17 protein-coding genes and 2 pseudogenes are annotated in these 22237 nt (G+C 40.8%); 14 read left to right on the top strand and 5 right to left on the bottom strand.

Annotated features, from left to right (window positions below):
• The first annotated feature begins 76 nt into the window (after window positions 1-76).
• The 10 genes and pseudogenes from uvrA to OO773_RS06925 all read left to right on the top strand — a co-directional run bounded on the left by uvrA (window position 77) and on the right by OO773_RS06925 (window position 13788).
• Window positions 77-2878: an excinuclease ABC subunit UvrA gene (uvrA, locus tag OO773_RS06965; RefSeq protein WP_006563811.1), complete on the top strand. Its 2802-nt coding sequence runs from the start codon at window positions 77-79 to the stop codon at window positions 2876-2878.
• A 143-nt stretch (window positions 2879-3021) separates the two neighbouring features.
• Window positions 3022-3975 (top strand): PDC sensor domain-containing protein, encoded by a 954-nt coding sequence (locus OO773_RS06960; protein ID WP_073115391.1) that lies wholly within the window; start codon window positions 3022-3024, stop codon window positions 3973-3975.
• Between the two features lie 223 nt (window positions 3976-4198).
• Window positions 4199-4999: a methyl-accepting chemotaxis protein gene (locus tag OO773_RS09860; protein WP_269472114.1), complete on the top strand. Its 801-nt coding sequence runs from the start codon at window positions 4199-4201 to the stop codon at window positions 4997-4999.
• The gene (locus OO773_RS06950) at window positions 4953-5180 is read left to right on the top strand and encodes a hypothetical protein (protein WP_050780141.1); all 228 of its coding nucleotides are present in this window, start codon (window positions 4953-4955) and stop codon (window positions 5178-5180) included. Before OO773_RS09860 ends, OO773_RS06950 begins: the two co-directional genes overlap by 47 nt.
• 844 nt (window positions 5181-6024) lie before the next feature.
• Entirely contained in the window at window positions 6025-7539 is a 1515-nt protein-coding gene (locus tag OO773_RS06945) for an outer membrane family protein (protein ID WP_034376975.1), read from the top strand.
• Between the two features lie 14 nt (window positions 7540-7553).
• Window positions 7554-8912: an outer membrane family protein gene (locus OO773_RS06940; RefSeq protein WP_264828501.1), complete on the top strand. Its 1359-nt coding sequence runs from the start codon at window positions 7554-7556 to the stop codon at window positions 8910-8912.
• 59 nt (window positions 8913-8971) lie between these two features.
• Window positions 8972-9049: pseudogene (locus OO773_RS10095) on the top strand (outer membrane family protein); the annotation flags it as partial.
• Window positions 9045-10445, top strand: a pseudogene (locus tag OO773_RS06935) (outer membrane family protein); the annotation flags it as partial. The pseudogenes OO773_RS10095 and OO773_RS06935, both read left to right, overlap by 5 nt.
• Window positions 10446-10657: 212 nt before the next feature.
• Window positions 10658-12331, top strand: coding sequence for an outer membrane family protein (locus tag OO773_RS06930; protein WP_006563975.1), 1674 nt, complete (start codon window positions 10658-10660; stop codon window positions 12329-12331).
• 95 nt (window positions 12332-12426) lie between these two features.
• Window positions 12427-13788 carry an outer membrane family protein gene (locus OO773_RS06925; protein ID WP_040499090.1) on the top strand — a complete coding sequence of 454 codons (1362 nt, stop codon included), beginning with the start codon at window positions 12427-12429 and terminating at the stop codon, window positions 13786-13788.
• A gap of 179 nt (window positions 13789-13967) precedes the next feature.
• Here OO773_RS06925 and OO773_RS06920 read toward each other — a convergent pair whose 3' ends face one another.
• Together OO773_RS06920 and fliR are read right to left on the bottom strand one after the other, a co-directional pair.
• Window positions 13968-15149: a molybdopterin molybdotransferase MoeA gene (locus OO773_RS06920; RefSeq protein ID WP_006563977.1), complete on the bottom strand. Its 1182-nt coding sequence runs from the start codon at window positions 15147-15149 to the stop codon at window positions 13968-13970.
• Between the two features lie 10 nt (window positions 15150-15159).
• Entirely contained in the window at window positions 15160-15927 is a 768-nt protein-coding gene (gene fliR / locus OO773_RS06915) for a flagellar biosynthetic protein FliR (protein ID WP_034375304.1), read from the bottom strand.
• Between the two features lie 111 nt (window positions 15928-16038).
• On the opposite strand from fliR, the gene OO773_RS06910 reads away from it, so the two are divergent.
• Window positions 16039-16818, top strand: coding sequence for a DsbA family protein (locus tag OO773_RS06910; RefSeq protein ID WP_232087270.1), 780 nt, complete (start codon window positions 16039-16041; stop codon window positions 16816-16818).
• Here the strand turns inward: OO773_RS06910 and OO773_RS06905 are convergent.
• Window positions 16808-18145: a Na+/H+ antiporter NhaC family protein gene (locus OO773_RS06905; RefSeq protein WP_034375300.1), complete on the bottom strand. Its 1338-nt coding sequence runs from the start codon at window positions 18143-18145 to the stop codon at window positions 16808-16810. The genes OO773_RS06910 and OO773_RS06905 overlap by 11 nt on opposite strands.
• 172 nt (window positions 18146-18317) lie before the next feature.
• Here OO773_RS06905 and OO773_RS06900 point away from each other — a divergent pair, with 172 nt between their 5' ends.
• On the top strand, window positions 18318-18773 hold the full coding sequence (locus OO773_RS06900) for a cupin domain-containing protein (protein WP_307777256.1): 456 nt from the start codon (window positions 18318-18320) through the stop codon (window positions 18771-18773).
• 27 nt (window positions 18774-18800) lie between these two features.
• Complete coding sequence (locus tag OO773_RS06895) at window positions 18801-19595, top strand: carboxymuconolactone decarboxylase family protein (protein ID WP_080552433.1); 795 nt, start codon at window positions 18801-18803, stop codon at window positions 19593-19595.
• A 92-nt stretch (window positions 19596-19687) separates the two neighbouring features.
• Here OO773_RS06895 and OO773_RS06890 read toward each other — a convergent pair whose 3' ends face one another.
• Window positions 19688-20170, bottom strand: a complete 483-nt coding sequence (locus tag OO773_RS06890) for an NAD(P)H-dependent oxidoreductase (protein ID WP_264828500.1) — start codon at window positions 20168-20170, stop codon at window positions 19688-19690.
• 129 nt (window positions 20171-20299) lie between these two features.
• On the opposite strand from OO773_RS06890, the gene ccoG reads away from it, so the two are divergent.
• The gene (ccoG, locus tag OO773_RS06885) at window positions 20300-21697 is read left to right on the top strand and encodes a cytochrome c oxidase accessory protein CcoG (RefSeq protein ID WP_006563980.1); all 1398 of its coding nucleotides are present in this window, start codon (window positions 20300-20302) and stop codon (window positions 21695-21697) included.
• Here the strand turns inward: ccoG and OO773_RS06880 are convergent.
• Window positions 21687-22205, bottom strand: a complete 519-nt coding sequence (locus OO773_RS06880) for a coiled-coil domain-containing protein (protein WP_040499082.1) — start codon at window positions 22203-22205, stop codon at window positions 21687-21689. The two genes, ccoG and OO773_RS06880, sit on opposite strands and share 11 nt — an antisense overlap.
• Window positions 22206-22237 lie beyond the last annotated feature (32 nt).

The raw sequence follows: 22237 nt of genomic DNA, 5'->3' as shown, positions 1-22237 counted from the left end.
TATTTTTTTATTCTAAAAACTCACCTCTTAGAAAATCAGAGTATAATACGGGGCTACTCCACCATAAAGAGTTTTTTTGCTAGATCACATTAAAATCTACGGCGCTCGGGAAAATAATCTAAAAAATATTGATCTAGAAATCCCCAAAAATAAATTTATCGTCTTTACGGGTCTAAGTGGATCGGGTAAGAGTACTCTAGCTTTTGATACGCTTTATGCAGAAGGGCAACGGCGCTATTTAGAATCGCTTAGCAGTTATGCGCGCCAGTTTTTAGACAAAATGGGAAAACCCGCTGTGGATAAAATTGAAGGATTGATCCCGGCAGTAGCCATTGATCAAAAAAGCACTAGTAAAAACCCCCGATCGACTGTGGGCACGATCACTGAAGTTTATGATTATTTGCGCCTGCTTTTTGCGCGCATTGGATCACAACACTGCCATAACTGTGGCGCGCCCATTAGTTCTATGCGTGTTAGCGATATTTTAGATCAGATTCAACAAGATTTTAAGCAAGCAAAAATCCTCATTCTTGCCCCCCTTATTGAAGATAAAAAGGGTAGTTTTATAGATACTTTAGAGACCTTGCGCCAAAAGGGTTTTGTACGCGCCCAAATTGATGGGGTTTTAGTGCGCCTTGATGAGCCGCTTAAACTAGCCAAAAGCAAAAAACACACCCTTAAAGTACTCACCGATCGCCTAGAAGTACGCACTGAAAATCAGGCACGCATGGCACATGCTATAGAAAAGGCATTAGCTGAGGGGTTTGGGCGGGTAGAAGTGTTAGATTTAGAGAGCCATAAAAGCCGCCATTACAGCGAACATTTGGCCTGTTTTAATTGTAAAATTAGTTTTGAGCCTTTAGAGCCCCTGCGCTTTTCGTTTAATTCGCCCAAAGGCGCATGCGAGGAGTGTCTAGGGCTTGGTACTAAATTAGGGCTAGATATTCATAAAATTCTTGATCCAAATAGTCCCCTGCAAGAGGCCACCCAAATTCTAAGCCATAACAATTATTATAAGGCGCTTTTTGAAGGTTTTTGTGTAGCTAACCATTTAGACCCCTTAAAACCTTTTAACCAGCTTAGCCCCACACAACAAGAAGCTTTTTTGTATGGCAATGGTAAAGAAATCTCTTTTTCTTGGAAACAAAAGAGTTTAGAAAGGCCTTGGCTTGGCATTGTCCAGATTGCCTATGACATCTTTAAAGATAGCCATGATTTGGGGCAGTATATGGGCGAAAAAATTTGCCCAAGTTGTCAGGGGCATCGGCTTAAACCCTCTTCTTTAAGTGTACAAGTGGCCGGGCTTAATATCTCTCATTTTTTAGACATGCCCATTAGTGCCGTGCATGCTTTTTTGAAAGAAGAGGGGCATTTTAATTATTTAAACCCGCAAGAGAGGCATATCGCTACACCCATTTTAAAAGAAATTATGGAGCGGGTGTTTTTCTTAGTAGATGTAGGGCTAGGCTATTTGACTTTAGGCCGTGATGCGCGCACTTTAAGCGGCGGAGAGAGTCAGCGTATCCGTATTGCTAGCCAGATTGGAAGCGGTTTAACCGGGGTACTTTATGTGCTAGATGAGCCTAGTATTGGTTTGCATGAAAAAGACACCCTTAAGCTGATTAAAACCCTTAAAAATCTCCAGCAAAAAGGCAATACACTTATTATTGTAGAACACGATAAAGAGACGATCAAACAAGCAGATTTTGTGGTAGATATTGGACCAAAAGCGGGTAAACACGGCGGGGAGGTGATTTTTAGTGGCAAGATAGAGGCGCTTTTAAAAAGTAGCCACCCCACCGCTCTTTATTTACAAGGGCTTAAAAACATCACCCGCCCGTCTCATACTCTAAAAAAACCCGTGCATTTTTTAGAGCTTAGAGAAGTTAACCTGCACAACATTAAAAATTTACAGGTAAAGATTCCGCTAAGCCAATTTGTCTGTGTAACGGGGGTGAGTGGGAGTGGGAAAAGCTCTTTAATTTTACAAACTCTCTTGCCCCTTGCACAAGAACGGCTTAATCATGCTAAAAAGGGGGTTGTGAGTGGGCTATGTGAGGGTTTGGAGCATTTAGACAAGGTGATTTATTTAGATCAAGCCCCCATAGGCAGAACCCCAAGAAGTAACCCGGCTACTTATACGGGCGTAATGGATGATATTCGTGAGTATTTTGCCCAAAGCAAGGAGGCTAAGATTTTAGGCTATAGCGCAAGCCGTTTTAGTTTTAATATCAAGGGGGGGCGTTGTGAGAAATGCCATGGCGAAGGGGAAATTAAAATTGAGATGCATTTTTTACCCGATATTTTAGTGCAGTGTGATAGCTGTAAGGGGCATAAATACAACCCCCAGACCCTAGCTATTAAAATCCGCAATAAATCTATTGCTGATGTGCTGGCTATGAGTGTGGAGGAGGCGCTAGAATTTTTTAGTAAAATCCCTAAAATTGCGAGCAAATTACAAACACTAATTGATGTGGGTTTAGGTTATATCACCTTAGGGCAGAGCGCGACTACACTAAGTGGAGGCGAAGCCCAGCGCATTAAACTAGCTAAGGAACTCAGCCGTAAAGACACCGGTAAAACCCTTTATATTTTAGATGAGCCCACAACAGGGCTACACTTTGAAGATATCCAACTTCTTTTAAATGTCTTGCATTCACTCGTAGAGCTGGGTAATTCTATGGTGGTGATTGAACATAATTTAGATATTGTGAAAAACGCGGATTATATTATTGATATGGGCCCTGAGGGGGGGGATTTAGGCGGAAAAATTATCGCCACAGGTTCGCCAAGTACTTTAGCTAAAAACCATTCTAAAACAGGGAGTTATACCGGAAAATTTTTAGCACAGGAATTAGGGTTAGAAATAGACACATAATGTACCCATAAATCCTGCTGAAACTTACTTTAAAAAGCTTTTGGTGTACTAGAGTAGCTTAAGTTTAAGATTGCTAGGTGGGGAAAACTGGAAAACTTGTGCTAGGATTAGGTGTTATTTTATGTATTATTTAAGGCTTTTGCATGGGTTTTAAAACTAAAATTTTATTAATTTTAGCAACTTTGTTATTCGTTGCCTTTAGCATCATTATGTTTGTTGTGAATATTGTTGTCAGTTCTCATATTGCTAAGGCAGTCCGCAACTCCTCAGGTGCAGCTGTCAATTTAATTTCTTCTTCTTTAACGGAGTGGAATAACTCCATAGAAAGCGCACTAACGCGCGCTTGTAAGGATTTGAATCAGATAGAATTTACCAATATCCCTAGTGTGGTTGGGGTTTTTCGCCTTATTCGCGATGGGTTAAATGCTGAAAATGTTTATGTAGGCCTTGTAGATGGGCGTACAATTGGCACAATGGGGCAAGTTCCAAAGGGTTATGATCCTAGAAAACGCCCTTGGTATCAAGAGGCTATAGCTAAACAAGGATTAGCCATTAGCGATGTTTATAAAAACATGTTTACTCAAAAAATAACCCTAACCTATAGCATTCCTATTTTTAAAAATGGGGCTTTAGGAGGGGTACTGGCTGCAGATATTAGTTTAGAATCCATGGCTAAAAATAAGCGCAGATTTGATTTTAATGGCGTACGCGTCCATGTTTTAGATAAAAAAGCCTTTATTATCCGCTCCTCCAAATTTAAAGCCGGTTCTAATTACTATAATAGCCACTCTTACCCGGGAGGCAAAGAACTAACAGATACCATTTTTACTAACAAAAGTGGTTTTATAGAACATGACGCTCAAGGGATTAAAAAGTTTTTTGTCTACACGACAGTACCGGGTTTGGAGTGGAAGATTTTAGGGGTGATTAATAAAGAAGATGCGTTTAAAAACCTAAGAGATTTACAAGCTCTTTTACTCAGTATTGCCATTGGTGCGATTTTATTGATCTTAGTGATACTTTTTGGGGTGATTCATATTTTCTTTAAACCTCTGATTAATTTAAAACTCTTTGGCAGAAATCCCACTCGTCTTTAGCGGGTGGGATGAATGCCACTAATTTGTGGTATAATGTCCCCATACATTCGTATCTACGGCAGGAAGTGTCGGAAGTTACGCCTTTGGAGATATGATGTGTGAGACCTGTAGGGAATGCGTTGGAGCTCAAACTCTGTAAAATCCCTACTATAGGGACACAGAGTGAGAACCAAACTCTCCCTACGGGCAACATCAGCCTAGGAAGCCCAAATGTCTTTAGCATTTGGGCACTTCACGAGATTTGATTAAAGAACTTGTCTTTCAAGAGGGTGATCTCACTAAGAGACTGAGCGTTAAGGGCAAAGATGAAATTGCCAATATCTCTTATAATATCAATGCGTTTTTAGAAAAAACACAGGGGGTCGTTTCTCAAATTAAAGAGGTTAGCTCTGAAAATTCTCATATTGCTACAACTTTACAAAAAAGTTCTGAAGATGCAAAAGATTGCGCGGAAAAAGAAACTGAACGAATCGCCTTAGTGCTTAAAAATGGCAATGAAATCATGGGGCATATCCACACAGGAGCAAGTAGCGCCCAGCATAATAATTCAAATTTAGTTTCAACCGGAGATGCCCTAGAAGAAGTACGCGCTAAAATAGAAAGCTTTAGTACCCATTTGGCCAATAATGCTAAAGCCAGTGTAGAACATTCCAATAGATTAGAGCGTACCTCTTTAGACACACAAGAGATTAAGGGGGTATTAACCATCATTGAAGAAATTGCCAACCAAACTAATTTATTAGCCCTTAATGCCGCCATTGAAGCCGCACGCGCAGGTGAACACGGCAGAGGGTTTGCAGTGGTGGCTGATGAAGTCAGAAAGTTAGCCGAAAAAACCCAAAAATCTTTAGGAGAAATCCACAGTAGCATTAATGGTGTGGTACAAAGTGTGAATGATATTAGCCAAGATTTAAATAGCAATGCCCAAGAGATTGTAAAAGTAAGCCAAGATGCTCTTAATTTGCAAGCAGTCGTAGATGGCAATGTTAAGAGGTATCCAAACTATCATTGGCGCCACTGTTGAAGATGCAAAGGCTTTCAAAGAGGTTGCCACCCTCACACAAGGAATCATCACAGAAATTCAAAAAATCAGTGAATTAAGCACAACTAACCAAAAAAATATCCAAGCGGTTTCAGAAGCTAGTGTTTCTTTAAACAAAACAGCCGATGTTTTTAACCATGAACTCAATAAATTTAAAGTTTGATTTTCTTGGCACTATAAAAACCTAACTCTAAAAGAGAAAAGCTGTAAGATAGGCTAGTGGTATTTATTCCACCCGCTAAAAATGAATTGGATTTCTGGCTATCAAAACTTTAGGCTTAAAATTCGTGGATTGTTTTTGGTAGAAGTTATTCTATTTTCTGCCATTCTTTTCCATTTAGATAGGTTCGCGTTATAGTTTTCTAGCGTTGTTTGGCTTTGTGTAACAACTTGAACAAAACCTAATACTTCCTCCCGTGCATTAATCTTTTTTCTATTTCTGGTGTCTCTGGTAATTCCGTGATCACACAATCTCTACTCCAAGAGAGAGTCCTTACTTTGGTGGTTATAGCACAAACTTTTAGCATACCACTTATGGCGCTGGTGCTAAACTAACTTAAAAAGTGCGCTTAAAAATTAACTTTAAGCCTTTAGCGGGATTTTAAATAATCTAAGCTATGCTTCTTCCTAAATCTATCAACCTCTAGCTGTCTCATCTTAGCCATTCGCTGGGAATAATTAAGCTATTCTTTGTTACTATTGCGCGAAGGTAAATAATAATGAAATTTGCCATTTGAGGAGGTCTTTATGGAAAATCCAGTAGTTTGGCTAAAAATTTATTTAAAGTTGACCTTCTCCTTTATTATTCGTATTAAAGAGAGCTATGCAATTACCACCTTGCACGCACAACAAGAGATTTTTAAAAGGCATCTCTTGCATATGTGTTTAAGGGGTTGTCTGATGTGCGGTAGCTAAAATCAAAAGCATTTGGAGGTGTTAGAGAGTTTCAAGTTGGGCTTGTAGAGTCCTCCCCTGTGTAGGGTTGTTACATATTATGGAGAATTGTGATGAGAAAAGCGATATTGCTTTCCAAGAGTTTGGTTACCCTTTTGAGTTTGTTGTCTGAATCGACGGCTTTTGATTTACGCAATTTAGAGTCCTTTGCCAAATTTAAGGCAGGTACAGAAATGTTTTCTAAAGTGGGGTTTAATAACAAACCGATTAATACAAATAAAGGTTTGTACCCCACTGAAACCTTTGTAACGGTGGTGGGTTATCTCCAATTAGATTTTCCTGAACTTTTGCCTGAAAGCGCAACGGCTAATGGACACCACATGTCAGGCTCTTTAGGGGGTTTTGCTGGGGGGCTTGTTTATGATGGAACTAAGCATCTTATCAATGAAGCTACAGGCAAGCCTTATGGGGCTATGGGCTGGAACTACTTTGGTTACTGGGCAGGGTTAGTCGGGCAAAAGCCTTGGGGGCAGTGTTGGTATGGCGCTGGTGGGGGTAATGAATCTGAGTATGCTGGCTTAAGTGCGGCGCAATTACAGGCGATGTCTGATGCTACAGTCATTGGTGGGGTTAATGCGGCTGATTGTGTGCAAGGCTATGCAGATCACACCCGCGATTATGTGATTTATAATGCCTATATTGACTACTCCTACAAAAATATTTTTAGATTTAGAGGCGGCCGTTATGAATCCCCAGCGGACTATATGAGTGGTTATACGCAAGGGATAGACATGACCTTAAATTTAGGGCATTTTAAGTTTTGGTGGTTTAGCTCCTTTGGGCGGGGTTTTGCCTATAACGAATGGCTTTATAACTTTTACTCACCTAAAACCTATGTTTTAGCTAATGGTAAAACAATCAACCCCGGGGTGCATGCTTTCTACATCACATGGAATTATAAAGGTTTTAGCATCGTGCCCTTTGTGTATTTCTCACCTGATAATGAATATAGCCCTTGTTTTACTCTTTTGTATGACAGTAAACCAAACTTTAAGGGTGTGGGCTGGCGTTCTCAAACCGATATTACGGTTTTAAACCCCTTTTATGCTAAACGCTTTTGGAACACCTACCAATTTGGTATGATCTCCAGAGAAAACGCCCATAGTTTGATGATCAAACAGCGCTTTGACTACAACAACTATAACTTTGGCGGCGGGATTTACCAAAACTTTGGCAATGCTAACTGGATGATTGGCTACCATGGTAACCGCTTAGGCTTTGACTTTTGGACTAATACCGTTTATGCCAATACGCTTAACTCCCTCTCTTTTATGATGGACTCTAACGCCTTTACGGCTTTTCTCTTTGGTGGGGGGGTGTATAAAAAGTTACTCTATGGTTTTATTGGCCGTTTGACTTATGGGCCTAGAGCTAATGAGCAAAGTTTTGCGGTTAACCTTGGTTATCAGTTTTCTAAACACTTTTATGCAGATATTAAAGTAGAGTTTTATAACCAACTCATGCACAGAGGTTATAAAATTGGTTGGAATGGACCCTTCTTACCCGATCAACCCGGTACCGATCAGGATAGAAGCCATATCTTTACAGAGATTAGAGTAAGTCTTTAAAATCAAGAGGGTAGATGCGTAAGGTTAGTTATGGGAACGCGCTTTTTTATGTGTGCTGTGTGAGCTCTGTGGGGGCGTTTGATTATAAATTTAGCGGCGTGGCTGAATCAGTGTCTAAGGTGGGATTTAACCATTCGCCTATTAATTCTAAAAAAGGCATTTTCCCCACTGAGAGTTTTGTAACCTTAACAGTAAGAGCCCAAGTAGACACCACCTTTTTTGATAAGGGCAATCATAAAGTTAGCGGGGGACTTGGGGGAGCAATGGGCGCTTTAGCTTATGATGACACCACCACACTTGTTGATCAAAGCACAGGTCAGGTTTATGGCTCTAAACTTGCCTATTTTTATATGGGGCGCTGGATTGGTTTTTTGAATAATGCTCCTTGGAAAAAATCCAATATAGAAACCACCCACCATGCCCGCCCTTATGTGCTTTATAACGCCTTTTTGCGCTACGACTATAAAGATGTTTTAAGCATTATTGCCGGGAGATATGCCTCCAAAGCAGCTTTCATGAGTGGCTACACGCAAGGGTTTGAAGTCTCTTATAAATTCCTTTCTTGTTTTAAGTTGCACTGGATTAGCTCCTTTGGGCGGGCTTTAGCGGTGGGGGAATTTATCAGGCCCTGGTACTCCCCCGTTACTACGACGAATAAAAAAGGGCAGGTGGTTAATTTGGGAATCCATGCAGTGGGGTTAAATTATGATACCCGCTATTTTTCAGCCGTCTCTTTTGTCTATTTCTCCCCTAACACCTACACCACCCCCGGTTTTAAGCTATATTTTAATAGTAACCCGCTTTTTGAAGGGATTGGTTTAAAATCACTCACAACAATGACTGTGGTTTTCCCCATTTATGACCCCCGCGTTTATGATAACTGGTATCGTGGTTCCATGTATGGCAAGTGGGCTAGTAGTATTTATATCCACCAACGTTTTGATTACGATCAATATAATTTTGGCGGGGGGTATTTCCAGAACTTTGGCAATCCAGCCGCTAAGATTTTTTTATACGGAAGCCCAATTGTCATTGATATACGCGATGATAGCGTTTATGGAGGATTGATGAATAACATGCTCTCGCCTAATTCTATTACCGGCTATTTATTTGCAGGGGGAGTTCATAAAAAGATTTTTTGGGGTTTGGTGGGTAGATTAACCTTTTCACCCAGAGCCAACGAGCAAAGCCTAGCGTGGAATTTAGGGATTAAATGGAGTCATTACATCTCTACCTTGTTTTACTCTTTTGTTAACGAAGTAGACACCCACAAGGGCTATAATATTGCTAATTGGTACACATTAGACCCAAGCGTGGGCGCTACACATCAAGATAGGAGGTTTTTAATGACAGCAATCAAGGCTCAGTTTTAAACCATTTTGTTTTAAGGAGTTTCAATGGCTTTAGACTTCCATAGAAATTTGCGGTTTTCTTTTCTTTTTACCAAAACTTTGGCAATGCTAACTGGATGATTGGCTACTATGGTAACCGCTTAGGCTTTGACTCGTGGAGAAAATTTTTCTAAAATCGGGTTTAACCATTCGGCTATCAACACCAAATACGGCATTTATCCTACTGAGACTTTTACAGATGTTGTTGGGTTTGCTCAAATCAAAGTAGGGCTTTTGCCTAAAGCTATAGAGGAAAATGGGCATACTCTTAGTTTTAGTTTAGGCGGGGCAATGGCGGGGATTCCTTATGATGGTACAAAATATTTAAAAGATCAAAACGGGCAGGTTTTTGGCTCAGTGGTGCATAATTTTATCGAATGGACCCTTCTTACCCGATCAACCCGGTACCGATCAGGATAGACTGGGGCTTATCATGCAAGACCTTATGTACTAGATACCGCCTTTTTGCAATATGATTACAAACATATCTTTGGGTTTAAAATTGGGCGTTATGAAGCCAATATTGATTTTATGAGCGGGTCTAACCAAGGCTTTGAGTTTTACTACAGACCTATCAAAAATCTTAAGCTATGGTGGTGGAGCTCTTATGGACGCGGTCTTGCTTTTAACTCTTGGATTTATCAATTCTACGCCACCACAACCTACAACCAACCCAATGGCACGAGGGCTAACTATGGCTGGCATGGCATCACCGCCACTTATGATTATAAAAACTTAACCGCACAGGCTTTCTTTTATTTCTCCCCTAAAACCTACAACGCCCCGGGCTTTAAATTAATTTATGATACGAATAAAAATTTCCAAAATGTTGGTTTTCGCTCCCAAACGCTTTTAATGCTAACCGTGCCGGTTTATGACTCAGGTTGGTACAATTCTAAAACCCATACTTGGAGTATCTGGGATGCGGTGAGTAATGGGACGGGGGCTTTAGGTCAAATAATTGGTAAATACGGGGTTGCTTTAAATATCCGCCAAGTTTTTTGGTGGAATCACTGGTCTGTTATTTTAGGGCTTTATAACACCTTTGGCAACCCAGATGCTTATTTAGGAAGCCACACCATGCCAATGGGGAATAACACCTCTTATGTAAACAACTATGTAAGCTCAAGTATTGTCGGGTATGACTTTTGGGATAATACCGCCTATGACGGCCTAGCTGATGCGCTAACAAATGCTAACACCACAACCATTTATGGCTCTGTGGGTAGCTTTTATAAGAAATTTGCATGGCATATTTTTGGTCGGGTGAGTAATGCTAATCATAATGCACAAGGCCATTTAGGCCGCGCGAATGAATACTCCGCCGCGCTTAGTTTAGACTACGCTTTTACAACTTCAGTTTTTGTACACTTCAAATTAGAATACTACGGCGTGTATATCCATCAAGGTTATCAAGTGGGCTATTTTGGCTTGCCGCAGTACAACAACCCCGATTTTAAGGCTAATTATCAGGATCGTAGCCACATCATGACCAATATCACTTTGAAATTTTAAGAGAAATATTATTAAAGCGCTTAAGATAATATTATTAATGTCTGTTAAATTAGAAAAAATTGGTTTTCATTTAAGAAAAAAAATATCTAAACTATATTAAAATACGCGAACACAATCATGGTCTCGGGCATAGCTCGATTGGAGTTTTTGCGAGCATGTTCTGTGTAGATTTCATCTCGAGGTTATACCGTTATTATGAAAAGGCAGCACCTATGAATCAAAAAAATAAACAGACAAAGCCAGAAGGTGGAACTAGCTGTTGGGGTAAGTGGGCTAGGGGTGCCCGTAAGCTACGCAACACGCTCACGCCCGCTTTGCTCGTCTCTTCTTCTTTTGGGCTCTCTGGTTTGGACGCTCTGAGTTATGAGGTCCATGGGGATTTCATCAACTTCTCTAAGGTGGGGTTTAACAACTCCCCTATTAACCCAGTCAAAGGGCTTTACCCGACTGGTACTTTTGTGGAGTTGACGGGTAAATTAGAAACCACTCTACACTTAGGTAAAGGGTGGAGTGCAACTGTTGGGGGTGCTCTTGGTGGCATGCCCTATGATAGTACGCGTTATGATAAATACGCCAACGATATTCAAGTCCCACAGGCTTGGAAAAATGCGGCCGCTGATTGTCATGACAATAGCGCCGGGGGTTTTTGTATTCCTTTCTGGGGCCCTGCTAATCAAGTTGGTACTTACCAATACGCGATGGCACATGGCGGTATAGCTGACCCTCGCGGGATTGGCTATATGTTTATGGGTGAGTGGAACGGGCTTTTCCCAAACTACTACCCAGCTAGTGCCTACACTCCCGGTCAATCACGCCGCTATGAAATTTATAAGGCTAATCTCCAATATAAAAGCGATCGGGTTTGGATGGTTTTAGGGCGTTATGACACCACTCAGGTTAAAGACATTGACTGGTTTTATCAATTATCGCAAGGTTTCTATGGGCTGTTTAAGCTAACTAATAAGCTAAGCTTCCAAGTGTTTAGCTCCTGGGGCCGTGGCATTGCTGACGGACAATGGATGTTCCCAATCTATCGCGAAAAACCTTGGGGCGAACATAAAATTGGCTTGATTTATCAAGTGAATAAACACTTCTCTATCCACCCGCATGTGTGGTTTTCTCCAGAAGTGTTTACCGCTCCAGAAATTAAAATGTATTATGACACCAACCCAGAATTTAACGGGCGTGGTTTCCGTTCACAAACTACCTTCTATGGTATGTATGTTTATCAGTGGAACAACGCCAAATACGGCCGTTATGCACCCGCTCGTTATAACACTTGGGATCCTTTCTTAGATGGTGGCAAATGGCGCGGGTTACAAGGTCCGGGCGGTGCGATTATCTTGATTAAAGAACGCCTAGACTTTAACAACTACAATGTTAGCTTTGGTATCTATGATACTATCGGTAACCCGAACCAAAACATCGGTACATATGGTAACCCAGTGGCTATCGACGGCGTAGAACAATGGACAGGTGGTATCTACTCATTAGGGTTTGCATCCATCAACAACATCACCGATGCTGACGCCTTTACTGCGTATGCAAAGGTTGGTGCGGTGTATGGTAAGTTTGACTGGGAGTTAGCCGAAAGGTACACTACAGCTCCTCGTGCAGATGGCCAAGCTCTAGCGTTGTATTTAGACTACCAATTTGGCAAACATATTTCAGCTGGTATCAAGCTTGAATGGTTCTTGCAAGTGATTCGCGCGGGCTATAACCCAGGTGTGGGCTTCTTAAGCTATATGGGACAACCTTTAAGTTTGAATACGGGTCTGTTCTCTGCGGCTGGCTTTGCACAAGGTCCGCAAAACACGGGTGGTATTGCTCATACAGTGGCACAAGATCGAAGCCACTTGATGACTCACATCAGCTATAGTTTCTAGTCTTTTTTTCTAGCTTAAGGAGAACTTCTCCTTAAGTGTGTTGTTGCTATAATACGCCCGTTTTTATAACTCCATCCAAGCAGGTTTCCATGCAAATGCAAGTTAGAGAGAATATTACGAAGTGGCTTGTTTTTGTGCTCCTTGTCCTTGTAATTGATCGTGCTTTGGCCTTTGACATGAGCATTAGCGGGAAACTGAGTAGCTATACCAAGTATGGCTTTAATAATAGAAAATACGATCCGTCTAAATTTATTTATCCTACAGGGAGTTATACCTCTCTTTTGGCTGAAATGAATATCAGCATGGATATTTATAAGGGCTTACATGCTGAATTGGGGGGTATGCTTTCGGCTTTGCCTTATGACTCTACGGCCTATCAAGGTAATAACATTCCTCCGGGTCAGCCCGGGGGCCCCGGAGATTTCTACCAACATGATGGCGGGATATTTTGGGAATATATTGGCTGGTATGCCGGGCATAGTGGTTTGCATGTGCAAAAACCGCGCTATGCGATGGTGAATAACGCCTACATTAGTTATGATTATAAAGGCATTTTTGGTATTAAAGGCGGGCGTTATGAACTCTCTGATTATGACTGGTTTACTTCTTTTAGCCAAGGGGTAGAAGGGTATGCTAAGTATAAAGATATGAAACTACGCGTGCTGTATTCAGATGCGCGTGCTTCTGCTTCAAGCGACTGGTTTTGGCCTTTTGGGCGTTATTATACTAGTGGCAAACCTTTAATGATTGCTGATTTTAAATACCAACACAAGGGTTGGAAGATCAACCCCTACTTTTACTCCATTTTTGGGCGCATGAATGCCCCCGGGATTAATATCACTTATGATACCAACCCTAATTTTAGAAATAAGGGTTTTAGATGGGTGGGTACTTTTGTGGGGCTTTTCCCCTTTTTCCCTCCATCAGGGCGCGGCTATGATATGATCTTATTCCAACAAGAAACAATGGGTAAGGCGGGTCAAACTCTTTTTTTCCGCTCCCGCTTCTACTATAACAAATGGATTTTTGGGGGGAGTATTTATAAAAATATTGGCAATGCCAACGGGGATATTGGGATTTATGGGGACCCTCTTGGTTATAACATCTGGACGAATAGTATCTATGATGCTGAAATTAACAACATCGTTGGTAAAGATGCCCTTAATGGATTTTTATATTTTGGATCGCGCTTCCATGGCATTACTTGGAAAGTTTTAGGCCGTTTAACCACCTCCCCCCGGGCAAATGAACAAAGTGTCGCGCTCTTTTTAGGGTATTTTTTAAGCCGCTATAACTTAAAGTTTGATCTGAAATTAGAGTATTACAACAACATCACCAAAAAGGGCTACTGCATTGGTTATTGTAACTCTTGGGGAACTGTCCCCTTACCCCGCAATGTTGACTCTGATCGTAGCCACCTTATGTTTACCATTACCTATGGTTTCCAAATTCTTTAAGGTTGATAGACTCCCCGCGCGTTAAGCTAGAGGATTGAGAGAATCATCATAGGCTAGCTAGGGTGGTCTATAGCCTCTACTCCAAGAGTGAGCCCTTACTCTGGCGATTTAGCACAAAACCTTATAGCTGCGTCTTAATTTGCTTAGCTAAGTTGCGGCTTTATGGCGCGGGAGTAAGTTTACAAGAGCAATAGCACCTCTGCACTCTGTACTGGTTCTTCTACTTGGTGGATACAAGCAATGGCATTAGAAGCACTAAGCGCATTAATAGCCCCTGCGCCGTAAGTGTTATTTTGATAGGGAGTGAAGACTCCACCTTGTAATTGCCCTAAAATTAGATGTGTGCGTTTACCTTTTAAAATAAGCGGATTTGCCAAAGTGGCTTTAAAAGTGGTTGGTTTAGCTAAACTAAGTGCCAATCTTTCTAAAACAGGCAACACTAAAGTTAAAAATGTCAGCGTACAACTCAAAGGGTTACCCGGCATGCCAAAGATAATTTTTTCAGAGAGACTAGCTAACATAATGGGTTTACCCGGTTTAAGCTTAACCCCATGGTAGTGGATTTGTGCACCCATTGATAAAAGCGTTTCTTTAAAATAATCCTTATCACCTGCACTCACACCCGCACTACTAATAATCACATCATGATCTAAAGCTCTGATTAGGGCTTTTTTTTGCGCCTCAAGATCATCTTGTAAATAACCTAAGTGCATTGGCTCAAAGCCATGTTTTTCTAAAAGATTAGTTAAAATAACCCCGTTAGTATCATAGACTTGGTGTTTATGCGCATGCCCTCCTAAGGCTATTACTTCATCACCACTACTAAAAACCCCCACTCTTAAACGCCTAAAAACGCGTACAGATACAATTCCTTGCGAGGCTAATAAAGCAATATGCCCGATTGATAAACGCGTGCCCTTTGTTAAAATCAAATCCCCACTTTTGATATTTTCACCCTCAAAGCGGATATTATCCCCTTTCTTAAAACCTTGTGGGGCGTGGGCATGGGTATCTGTAAAACTTTGCATTTTTTCAAAAGGTACAACTAGTTCTACGCCTTTAGGGATAGGGGCTCCTGTCATGATTTTAACACAGGTGTGGGGGGGTAATTCTAAAGATGTGGTGTCCATGCCCGCATAAATGGTATGGGCAATAGGTAAGGATTTTCCTAAATCCTCTAAGTACAACCCAAAGCCATCCATAGCCGAATTGCTCACTTTAGGCAGAGGGTCTTGTGCATAGATATCCTCTGCTAAAATACGTCCCTGTGCCTTATTTAAAGCAATGGGTTTACTTTCCAAAGGCATTAAAGGGAGTGTTAACCCCAAATCTAGGGCTTCTTGAAAACTAATTAAATCCATAGATATTCCTTTAAAAGAGAGTTGTCAGTACATGGAATGCCTGTAATAATTGCTCTTTAAAGCGGTGCATAATAGAGGCCATGATTAAAATAAGCCCTAATAGAGCAATGGCAATTTTAAGCGGAAAACCAATAGCTAAGAGATTAAATTGTGGGTGGGTTTTCATGATCATGCCAAAGACAATATCGCCAAACATAATAATGGCTAGGATAGGAAAGGCCATGCTAAAACCTACCATGAATAAATGCCCTAAGGCCTGCATGCTGGCTTGTGCTATGTGGCTTGTAAAAACAAACCCCCCTAAGGGAATTTTTTCTAAACTGTGCTGTACCCATAAAATGATTAAATGGTGCATGGAGGTTTGTAGCATGATTAGAATAGCTAAAAGCAAAACAACCTGTCCCACAATGGCCTTTTGAGCCCCTGAGATAGGATCATAAGCACTAGCCATAGTTAAACCCATAGAAAAACTGATCGTATCTGTGGCAAAAGCAATAGCGTGGAAAACCACTTGTAAAAAAAATGAGGCACATAGCCCTAAGAAAAACTCCGCACAGCAAGCGATTAAAAAAGTTTCTGCTGTGGTGTAGAGTGGGGGGTGGGGTAGAGTGGGATAAAACACAAGGGTTAGAAAAAAACTAAGAGCCCCTCTTATAGAGACAGGAATAAGATTATTATCAAAGAAAGGAAAGAGCGCGATCACCCCACTTAAACGCAAAAATAGGAGCAAAAACCCCTCTACATTTTGATCGCTCATGTAGGCTAACCAATCTAACATGTAAGCATTATAGCGCATGGATTTTAATGGGTGTTCTCTCTTGGACTTATTATTAATCATTTAGTGTTACAATGGGCAGAAGTTTTTATATTTTTATACAAGGAAGTTGTCATGCGCGGGTTTTGTTGTGTGTTGGCGTTGTGTGCTGGATTTGCTGGAGCAAGTGAGGTGGGTAGTAATGTGATTCGCTTGATTGATAAGCAAATCCATAAGAAAGTCAATGTACTAGAGGTTAAACCTTTAAAAGCCAATAAAGATTTTCAAATAGTGGTTGTAGAAGATCCAGACACGCAATATCATATCCCCTTGCTAGTTAATAAAAGTAGCGATCTTGTGATAGGCATTACCAATATTTTCTTTAGCACGAGCAATAAGGATACAGAACTAGTCCAATCAATCTACCACCAAACCCAAAGCCATAACTTTAAACAGCAAAATAGCGAGTCGCTTAATGCCATGTTTGATGCAGTCCCTAAAGATTATGTGATCAATCTGTCTTCTAGTAATAAAGGGGTGCATAAAGACCTTTATATTATTTCAGACCCCATGTGTCCTCATTGTCGCAACGAGTTAGGCCACATTCAAGAACGCCTTAAAGAAGCCAATGTACACATGGTTTTAGTCGGATTTTTGGGGAGTGAATCTAATCTTAAAGCAGCGGTTATTCTTAAAGAGATCAAACGGGCTAGAAACACACAAGGTAAAATTGATATCTTAAATAAAGTCTACGCCTCTGCTTTCCACAGCCCTACAGATGTGTCTGATAAAGAGGTTCAAGAAGTACAACAGGTTACCAAAAGCATTTTAGCTACAAAACTTGTCAAAGGCGTGCCCTTTCTTTATGAATACCGGGGCACTCCAAAAGTACAAGGGGCTAAAGCTACAGATTAGCAACTTGCTGTTTTTTTAAGCTTTTTAAAATAGCACCGCTGTAGGTGCTAGAAAAAATATAAAACAAAGTAAAAAGCCCTAAGAGTCCTTGATACCAGAGAAAAACAACGACATCTAAAAAGCCTACGCTATCTTTAGCAAATCCTAAAAGAATTAACATTTGTGCGCCATAGGGAATTAAACCTTGAAAGACACAAGAAAAAATATCTAAAATCACCGCGCTTTCGCGTCGATCCACTCCAAATTTTAAACTGATTTTACGGCTAATCTCCCCGACAATCACAATAGCCACCGTATTATTAGCAACCGCTAAATCCACTAAACTAACCAAACTTGCAATGCCTATTTTGGCGCTTTTTTGGCCAACAATGAGGGTTTCAATTTTAGCAATAATCCATGCAATGCCCCCCTCACGCGCGACCATAAAGGCAATTCCGCCAGTAAGCATGGAGAGCAGAAAAATTTCTTGCATGCTAGTAAAGCCGTTATAAACTTCCTTGCCAAAACTTAAAAGAGTGAAATTGCCATAATAAAGCCCGATAGCCCCGGATAAAAGAATTCCGCTAAAAAGTACTAAAAACACATTTACCCCTAAAAGCGCTAGAGTTAAAACAAAGACATAAGGTAAAGTTTTGATTAAAGAGTAGTCATGGATTTGAATCGGAGCGACATTTTCAGGTTGTCCCCAAATTAAAAGCAAAATCACGGTTAAAATACTAGCCGGCAGGGCAATATAAAGATTGATTTTAAATTTATCCTGCATGGCTACATCTTGGGTACGGGTGCTAGCAATAGTGGTATCTGAAATAATGGATAAATTATCTCCAAACATTGCCCCTCCCATTAAAGCTGCTAACACTAAGGGCATGGATAAATGGCTTTGCTGCGCTAATCCTACAGCTATGGGCCCTAAAGAGACAATAGAACCCACACTTGTGCCAATAGCCAAAGAGATAAAAGCAGCGATAACAAAAACCCCAGCTGCTAAATACTGCGCGGGGATATAACTAAGCCCAAAATTCACGCTAGCCTCAACCCCTCCCATTGCCTTACTCACCACAGCAAATGCCCCAGCTAGTAAGTAAATGGTACACATAGTCATGATATTTTTATCCCCACACCCGGCTAAAAAATCATCAAATTTTTTATTAAGATCGCTTTTAAAGAGTAAAAAAGCTGTGGCTACACCCGCCCCTGCGGCTACGGGTCCTGGGAGTTGATAAAAGCCCATTTTCACACCGCTTAGCTCCAAATAAAGACCTGTGCCTAAATAAATGCTAATAAAGACTAAAAAAGGAATAAGAGCAAAAGCATTAGGAACTGGCATAAAAATCCTTTAAGAGCAGACTATGGCTCTTAATTGTAGCTAAGAGGGCTTAAAAACCACTTGCTATTATGCTAACTACAGCTATTTATAAATCTCTAAAGTACTTCTAGCCTTTTAAGAGACATTGCGCTAGAGTGAGCGCCTTAATAATTTTAATCTAAAAAGGTTTTTGATGATTAATTCTTTACGGCTGACTTTATGGCTGGCTATTTGTGTGGCTTTATTGCCCGGAGCGCCTAAGCATTTGAAAGGAAAACACATGGAAGGACAAGAAATTACGCGTAAGGGACAATTAGGGGGGTTTGAGGGGGATAGTTCTAAGTTTAGCGGTGTTGTGCATGTGCAGATGTTATTTAAGTCTGAAAAGTGGCATCATTTTGGAGGGGGTTTAGTATCCTTTGAACCTAAGGCTAGGAGTGCATGGCATACTCACCCTGCTGGCCAAACACTCATTGTAACTAAAGGGGTGATTTATACGGGTACGCAAGATGGGAAAGTGAGTGTGGCCCATGAAGGAGATGTGATCTCTTGCCCACCGGGTGTTAAGCACTGGCATGGAGCGGGGCTAGATTCTGGTGGATCTCACATTGCCTTAACTGGAGTTAAAGATGGAGTCAATGTGATCTAGGGGGAGAAGGTTAGCGATGCGAAGTATATGCGCGCAATGGCCTCTGTACACAACAAAAACCACACACCACATTTAACTAAAACTGCACAGCACAATTTTGATACTCTCTTTAAAGACGCGTCTTTGCCTCTAAGCCAAAGTGATCCGGATTTTGTGAGTGCGTATTTAAATTTTTCTTTAGGTGAGGCCCTTGCTCAATCCGGTTTGAGTACTCAAGAATATATGCAATTAGTCCTAGCCTCTTTGGTAGCTATCCCTGCACTTGGTGAGTATAAAAACATGCTTGGGATAGCCCTTAAAAACCATGTTAATCCCGTTGCTATCAAAGAAATTTTATATCAGGCAGTGCCCTATGTGGGGTTTGGACGGGTGTATGATTTTTTAGAGGCTACTAATGTAATCTTAAACGCGCATGGCTTTAAACTCCCCTTAGAGACACAAAAAAGTGTGAGTAGAGATCAAAGGCAAGAAAAAGGTCTAGCTATCCAAAGAAAATTCTTTGGAGACATGATTGATAAAATGCAACACCACGCTCCCAAAGATGAACAGCATATCCGCCAGTTTTTATCAGAAAATTGTTTTGGAGACTACTACACTAGAGAGGGTTTAACCCTGCCTTTTAGAGAGCTTTTAACCTTTGTGTATCTAACTTCCTTAGGAGGAGCAGACGCGCAACTTAAGGCCCATGTCGGTGGGAATATTGCTGCGGGCAATGATAGAAAGAAACTAATAGGCGTGATAACTGCACTCATTCCCTATATTGGCTATCCTAAAAGTCTTAATGCTTTGAATGCAATTGATAGCATAGCTCCAGCAAAATAATCCTACAGCTATGGGCCCTAAAGAGACAATAGAACCCACACTTGTGCCAATAGCCAAAGAGATAAAAGCAGCGATAACAAAAACCCCAGCTGCTAAATAGAGTGGACAGAATAACCCATTCCATAGATATAAACATTAGGCAATTTTTCCATCCGCGCATCACGCGCTATAATATCAAAGCAGTATAAACATTGATCCAGCGTGCATTTTGCATAACCGCTTTCTTGATAAATATCTTGGTGTCTTGCAGCTGTAACTGATAACATCAATTTTTTCCCTTTAAGTTTGCCACCTTTAGAATCGGTGGCAAAATTATAAAATAAAAGATCGTCAATATAGCGCTTGAGTAGGGAGGGGGCGCTATGCCAAGTAATTGGAAATTGTAGAATAATTACATCATAGCGCACTAAACGCGCATATTCGCGGGCAACATCAATTTGATAATCAGGGTAGGTAGTGTCCAGATAAAGAAAATCCGTATTGGGCAATGCTTTTGCCATTTTCTCTAAAATGATTTTGGTTACCTTTGATGTTTTTAAATTGGGGTGTCCTGAAATGACAAGTATTTTTTGCACTCGGCTTTCCTCTTTTTGGTTGTGATTATACTACCTTATCTAGCCAATAATTGAGTACAACCCCCATTTAAACACACTTAATTAAAATTTGATAGTATGGCGTAATCATCTTAATAAGGATTTTTATCCATGGACACGCAGAGCTATACCAATAAGGACACCTATTTTCACCGCTCCTTCCGTCTCAAACGCTACTTTGTTTATGTTGCCATTGCTCTTATCCCTATGATCATTCCCTTCTTGCACATAGGAGATGGGCAGATCTTTTTAATTTCCTTTGAGCGTGGACAACTCCACTTACTTGGCAAAATTTATAACACCCAAGAGATGTATCTTCTCCCCTTTTTGGTGATCTTTCTTTTTATTTTTATCTTTTTTATGACCACAATGCTTGGGCGAGTCTGGTGTGGCTGGGGTTGTCCGCAGACTATTTTTAGAGTGATTCATCGCGATCTGATTGAGACCAAGATTTTAGGCTTGCATGCTAAAATTGCTAATAAACAGCGCCCCACTCCCCCCACAGCGGCTAATCGCCTTAAGAAAATCGTAGGCCTCTTTTTATTCGCTCCCGTGCCTTTAATGTCTATGGCCGTGCTTCTCTTTTATTTTGTCCCACCATTAGAATTTTTTAACCACATTGCCCACCCTAGTCACCACCCCTTACTTTTAACGATCTGGTTAACTTTAAGTGCGGTTGTGTTCTTTGATATTGTGGTGGTTAAAGAACATTTTTGTATCTATCTTTGCCCTTATGCGCGGGTACAAAGCGTACTCTTTGATGATGATACTTTAAATCCCATTTATGACACACAAAGAGGCGGGGCTATTTATGATGCAAATGATATTAAAATCCCCACCCTTCCACAAAAACGCGATAAGGCCAATGAATGCGTGAGCTGTAACCACTGCGTTTTAGTTTGCCCCACCCACATTGATATTAGAAAGGGCATGCAAGTAGAGTGCATTAATTGCTTAGAGTGTGTAGATGCTTGCACCATTACAATGGGCAAACTCAATAAAAAAAGCCTAATTAATTGGTCTTCAACTAACGCCACCGCTACACATAGCAAGGTTAAAATGTGGCGGCTTAAAACTTGGGCTTATTTGGGGGTATTGCTCGTGGTTGTAGCTGCTCTTATCATTGGCACGCTTAGAAAATCTACTATGCTTTTAGACATCACGCATGGCGGGCAACTTTATAGCATTAAAAACGGCTTTGTGGATAATAGCTACATCTTTTTATTTGAAAATACCAGCAACAAGACCCACGAGTACACCTTTAATGTAGATGACCCTGATATTAGTATTTTACGGCCTAAAAACACGCTTTCTATTGCGCCTCAAGGCAAGTTAAAGGTAGTTGTGATTTTGCGCATGTCTATTAAACTGGCCAAAGAATCTTATGAAAAACACGATGTTACCCACTCTAAAAAAGAGATTTTACCCATCGTGATTAAGGCCTATAGCACAGACGATCCAAATATCTTTGTACAACAAGAAAGCGTCTTTATCGTCCCTACTTTTTAGGGGGTTCTTCCTCTGTCTTTAAGTCTATTTCCTCGCCCTCCTCTATCCAAGGCAGGGAGCCATCCTCATACTGCTCTTGGTAGCTTAAAATCAGATTGCGCTGGCCTTCTATGCGGTAATTTTGCACCTTAATGATCTTTTCTAATCGGGCAATTTTCTCCTCTAAAGCCAAAACATGGCCTCTCTCCTCCGGTTGGTTGTTTTTCAACGCCTCTTGGGGATTGGCTACTGGCTTGTTTTTTTCCTCTAAAGCCTGCTTGAGGGTAACAATTTGTTTTTGGTTTTCCTCTAGTTTGGCTGTTATGATCTGGAGATGTTTACGCTGGTTGGCAATCTTTTGATCTTTTTCTTGCAGGCGGGTATTAAATTCTTTTTCAAGCTTAGCCCTCTCCTGCTTGATAGCCACTTGTAAATCTGCATTAAAACTAGAAGTTAAAACCTCTTTGATTTCTTCAAGTGCTTTGTTTAAGATGGCCTGTAAAGCCTGTTGCGTGTTTTGTCTGTCCATAAGAAAGCCCCCGTTTTAGGGGCATTTTAGCA

The organism is Helicobacter suis HS1 (assembly GCF_026000295.1).
Lineage (GTDB): Bacteria > Campylobacterota > Campylobacteria > Campylobacterales > Helicobacteraceae > Helicobacter > Helicobacter suis.
Note: the sequence above shows the minus strand (reverse complement) of the source record. Positions and strands in the feature narration are given on the sequence as shown.

Excerpts from the sequence above, each read along its gene's own strand:
- fliR (WP_034375304.1), bottom strand. The coding sequence starts at position 15,927 with ATGTTAGATTGGTTAGCCTACATGAGCGATCAAAATGTAGAGGGGTTT.
- OO773_RS06905 (WP_034375300.1), bottom strand. The coding sequence starts at position 18,145 with ATGCCAGTTCCTAATGCTTTTGCTCTTATTCCTTTTTTAGTCTTTATT.
- OO773_RS06945 (WP_034376975.1), top strand. The coding sequence starts at position 6,025 with ATGAGAAAAGCGATATTGCTTTCCAAGAGTTTGGTTACCCTTTTGAGT.
- OO773_RS06950 (WP_050780141.1), top strand. The coding sequence starts at position 4,953 with ATGGCAATGTTAAGAGGTATCCAAACTATCATTGGCGCCACTGTTGAA.
- OO773_RS06910 (WP_232087270.1), top strand. The coding sequence starts at position 16,039 with ATGCGCGGGTTTTGTTGTGTGTTGGCGTTGTGTGCTGGATTTGCTGGA.
- OO773_RS06925 (WP_040499090.1), top strand. The coding sequence starts at position 12,427 with ATGCAAGTTAGAGAGAATATTACGAAGTGGCTTGTTTTTGTGCTCCTT.
- OO773_RS06920 (WP_006563977.1), bottom strand. The coding sequence starts at position 15,149 with ATGGATTTAATTAGTTTTCAAGAAGCCCTAGATTTGGGGTTAACACTC.
- ccoG (WP_006563980.1), top strand. The coding sequence starts at position 20,300 with ATGGACACGCAGAGCTATACCAATAAGGACACCTATTTTCACCGCTCC.
- OO773_RS06880 (WP_040499082.1), bottom strand. The coding sequence starts at position 22,205 with ATGGACAGACAAAACACGCAACAGGCTTTACAGGCCATCTTAAACAAA.
- OO773_RS06900 (WP_307777256.1), top strand. The coding sequence starts at position 18,318 with ATGATTAATTCTTTACGGCTGACTTTATGGCTGGCTATTTGTGTGGCT.
- OO773_RS06930 (WP_006563975.1), top strand. The coding sequence starts at position 10,658 with ATGAATCAAAAAAATAAACAGACAAAGCCAGAAGGTGGAACTAGCTGT.
- OO773_RS06940 (WP_264828501.1), top strand. The coding sequence starts at position 7,554 with ATGCGTAAGGTTAGTTATGGGAACGCGCTTTTTTATGTGTGCTGTGTG.
- OO773_RS06960 (WP_073115391.1), top strand. The coding sequence starts at position 3,022 with ATGGGTTTTAAAACTAAAATTTTATTAATTTTAGCAACTTTGTTATTC.
- OO773_RS06895 (WP_080552433.1), top strand. The coding sequence starts at position 18,801 with ATGCGCGCAATGGCCTCTGTACACAACAAAAACCACACACCACATTTA.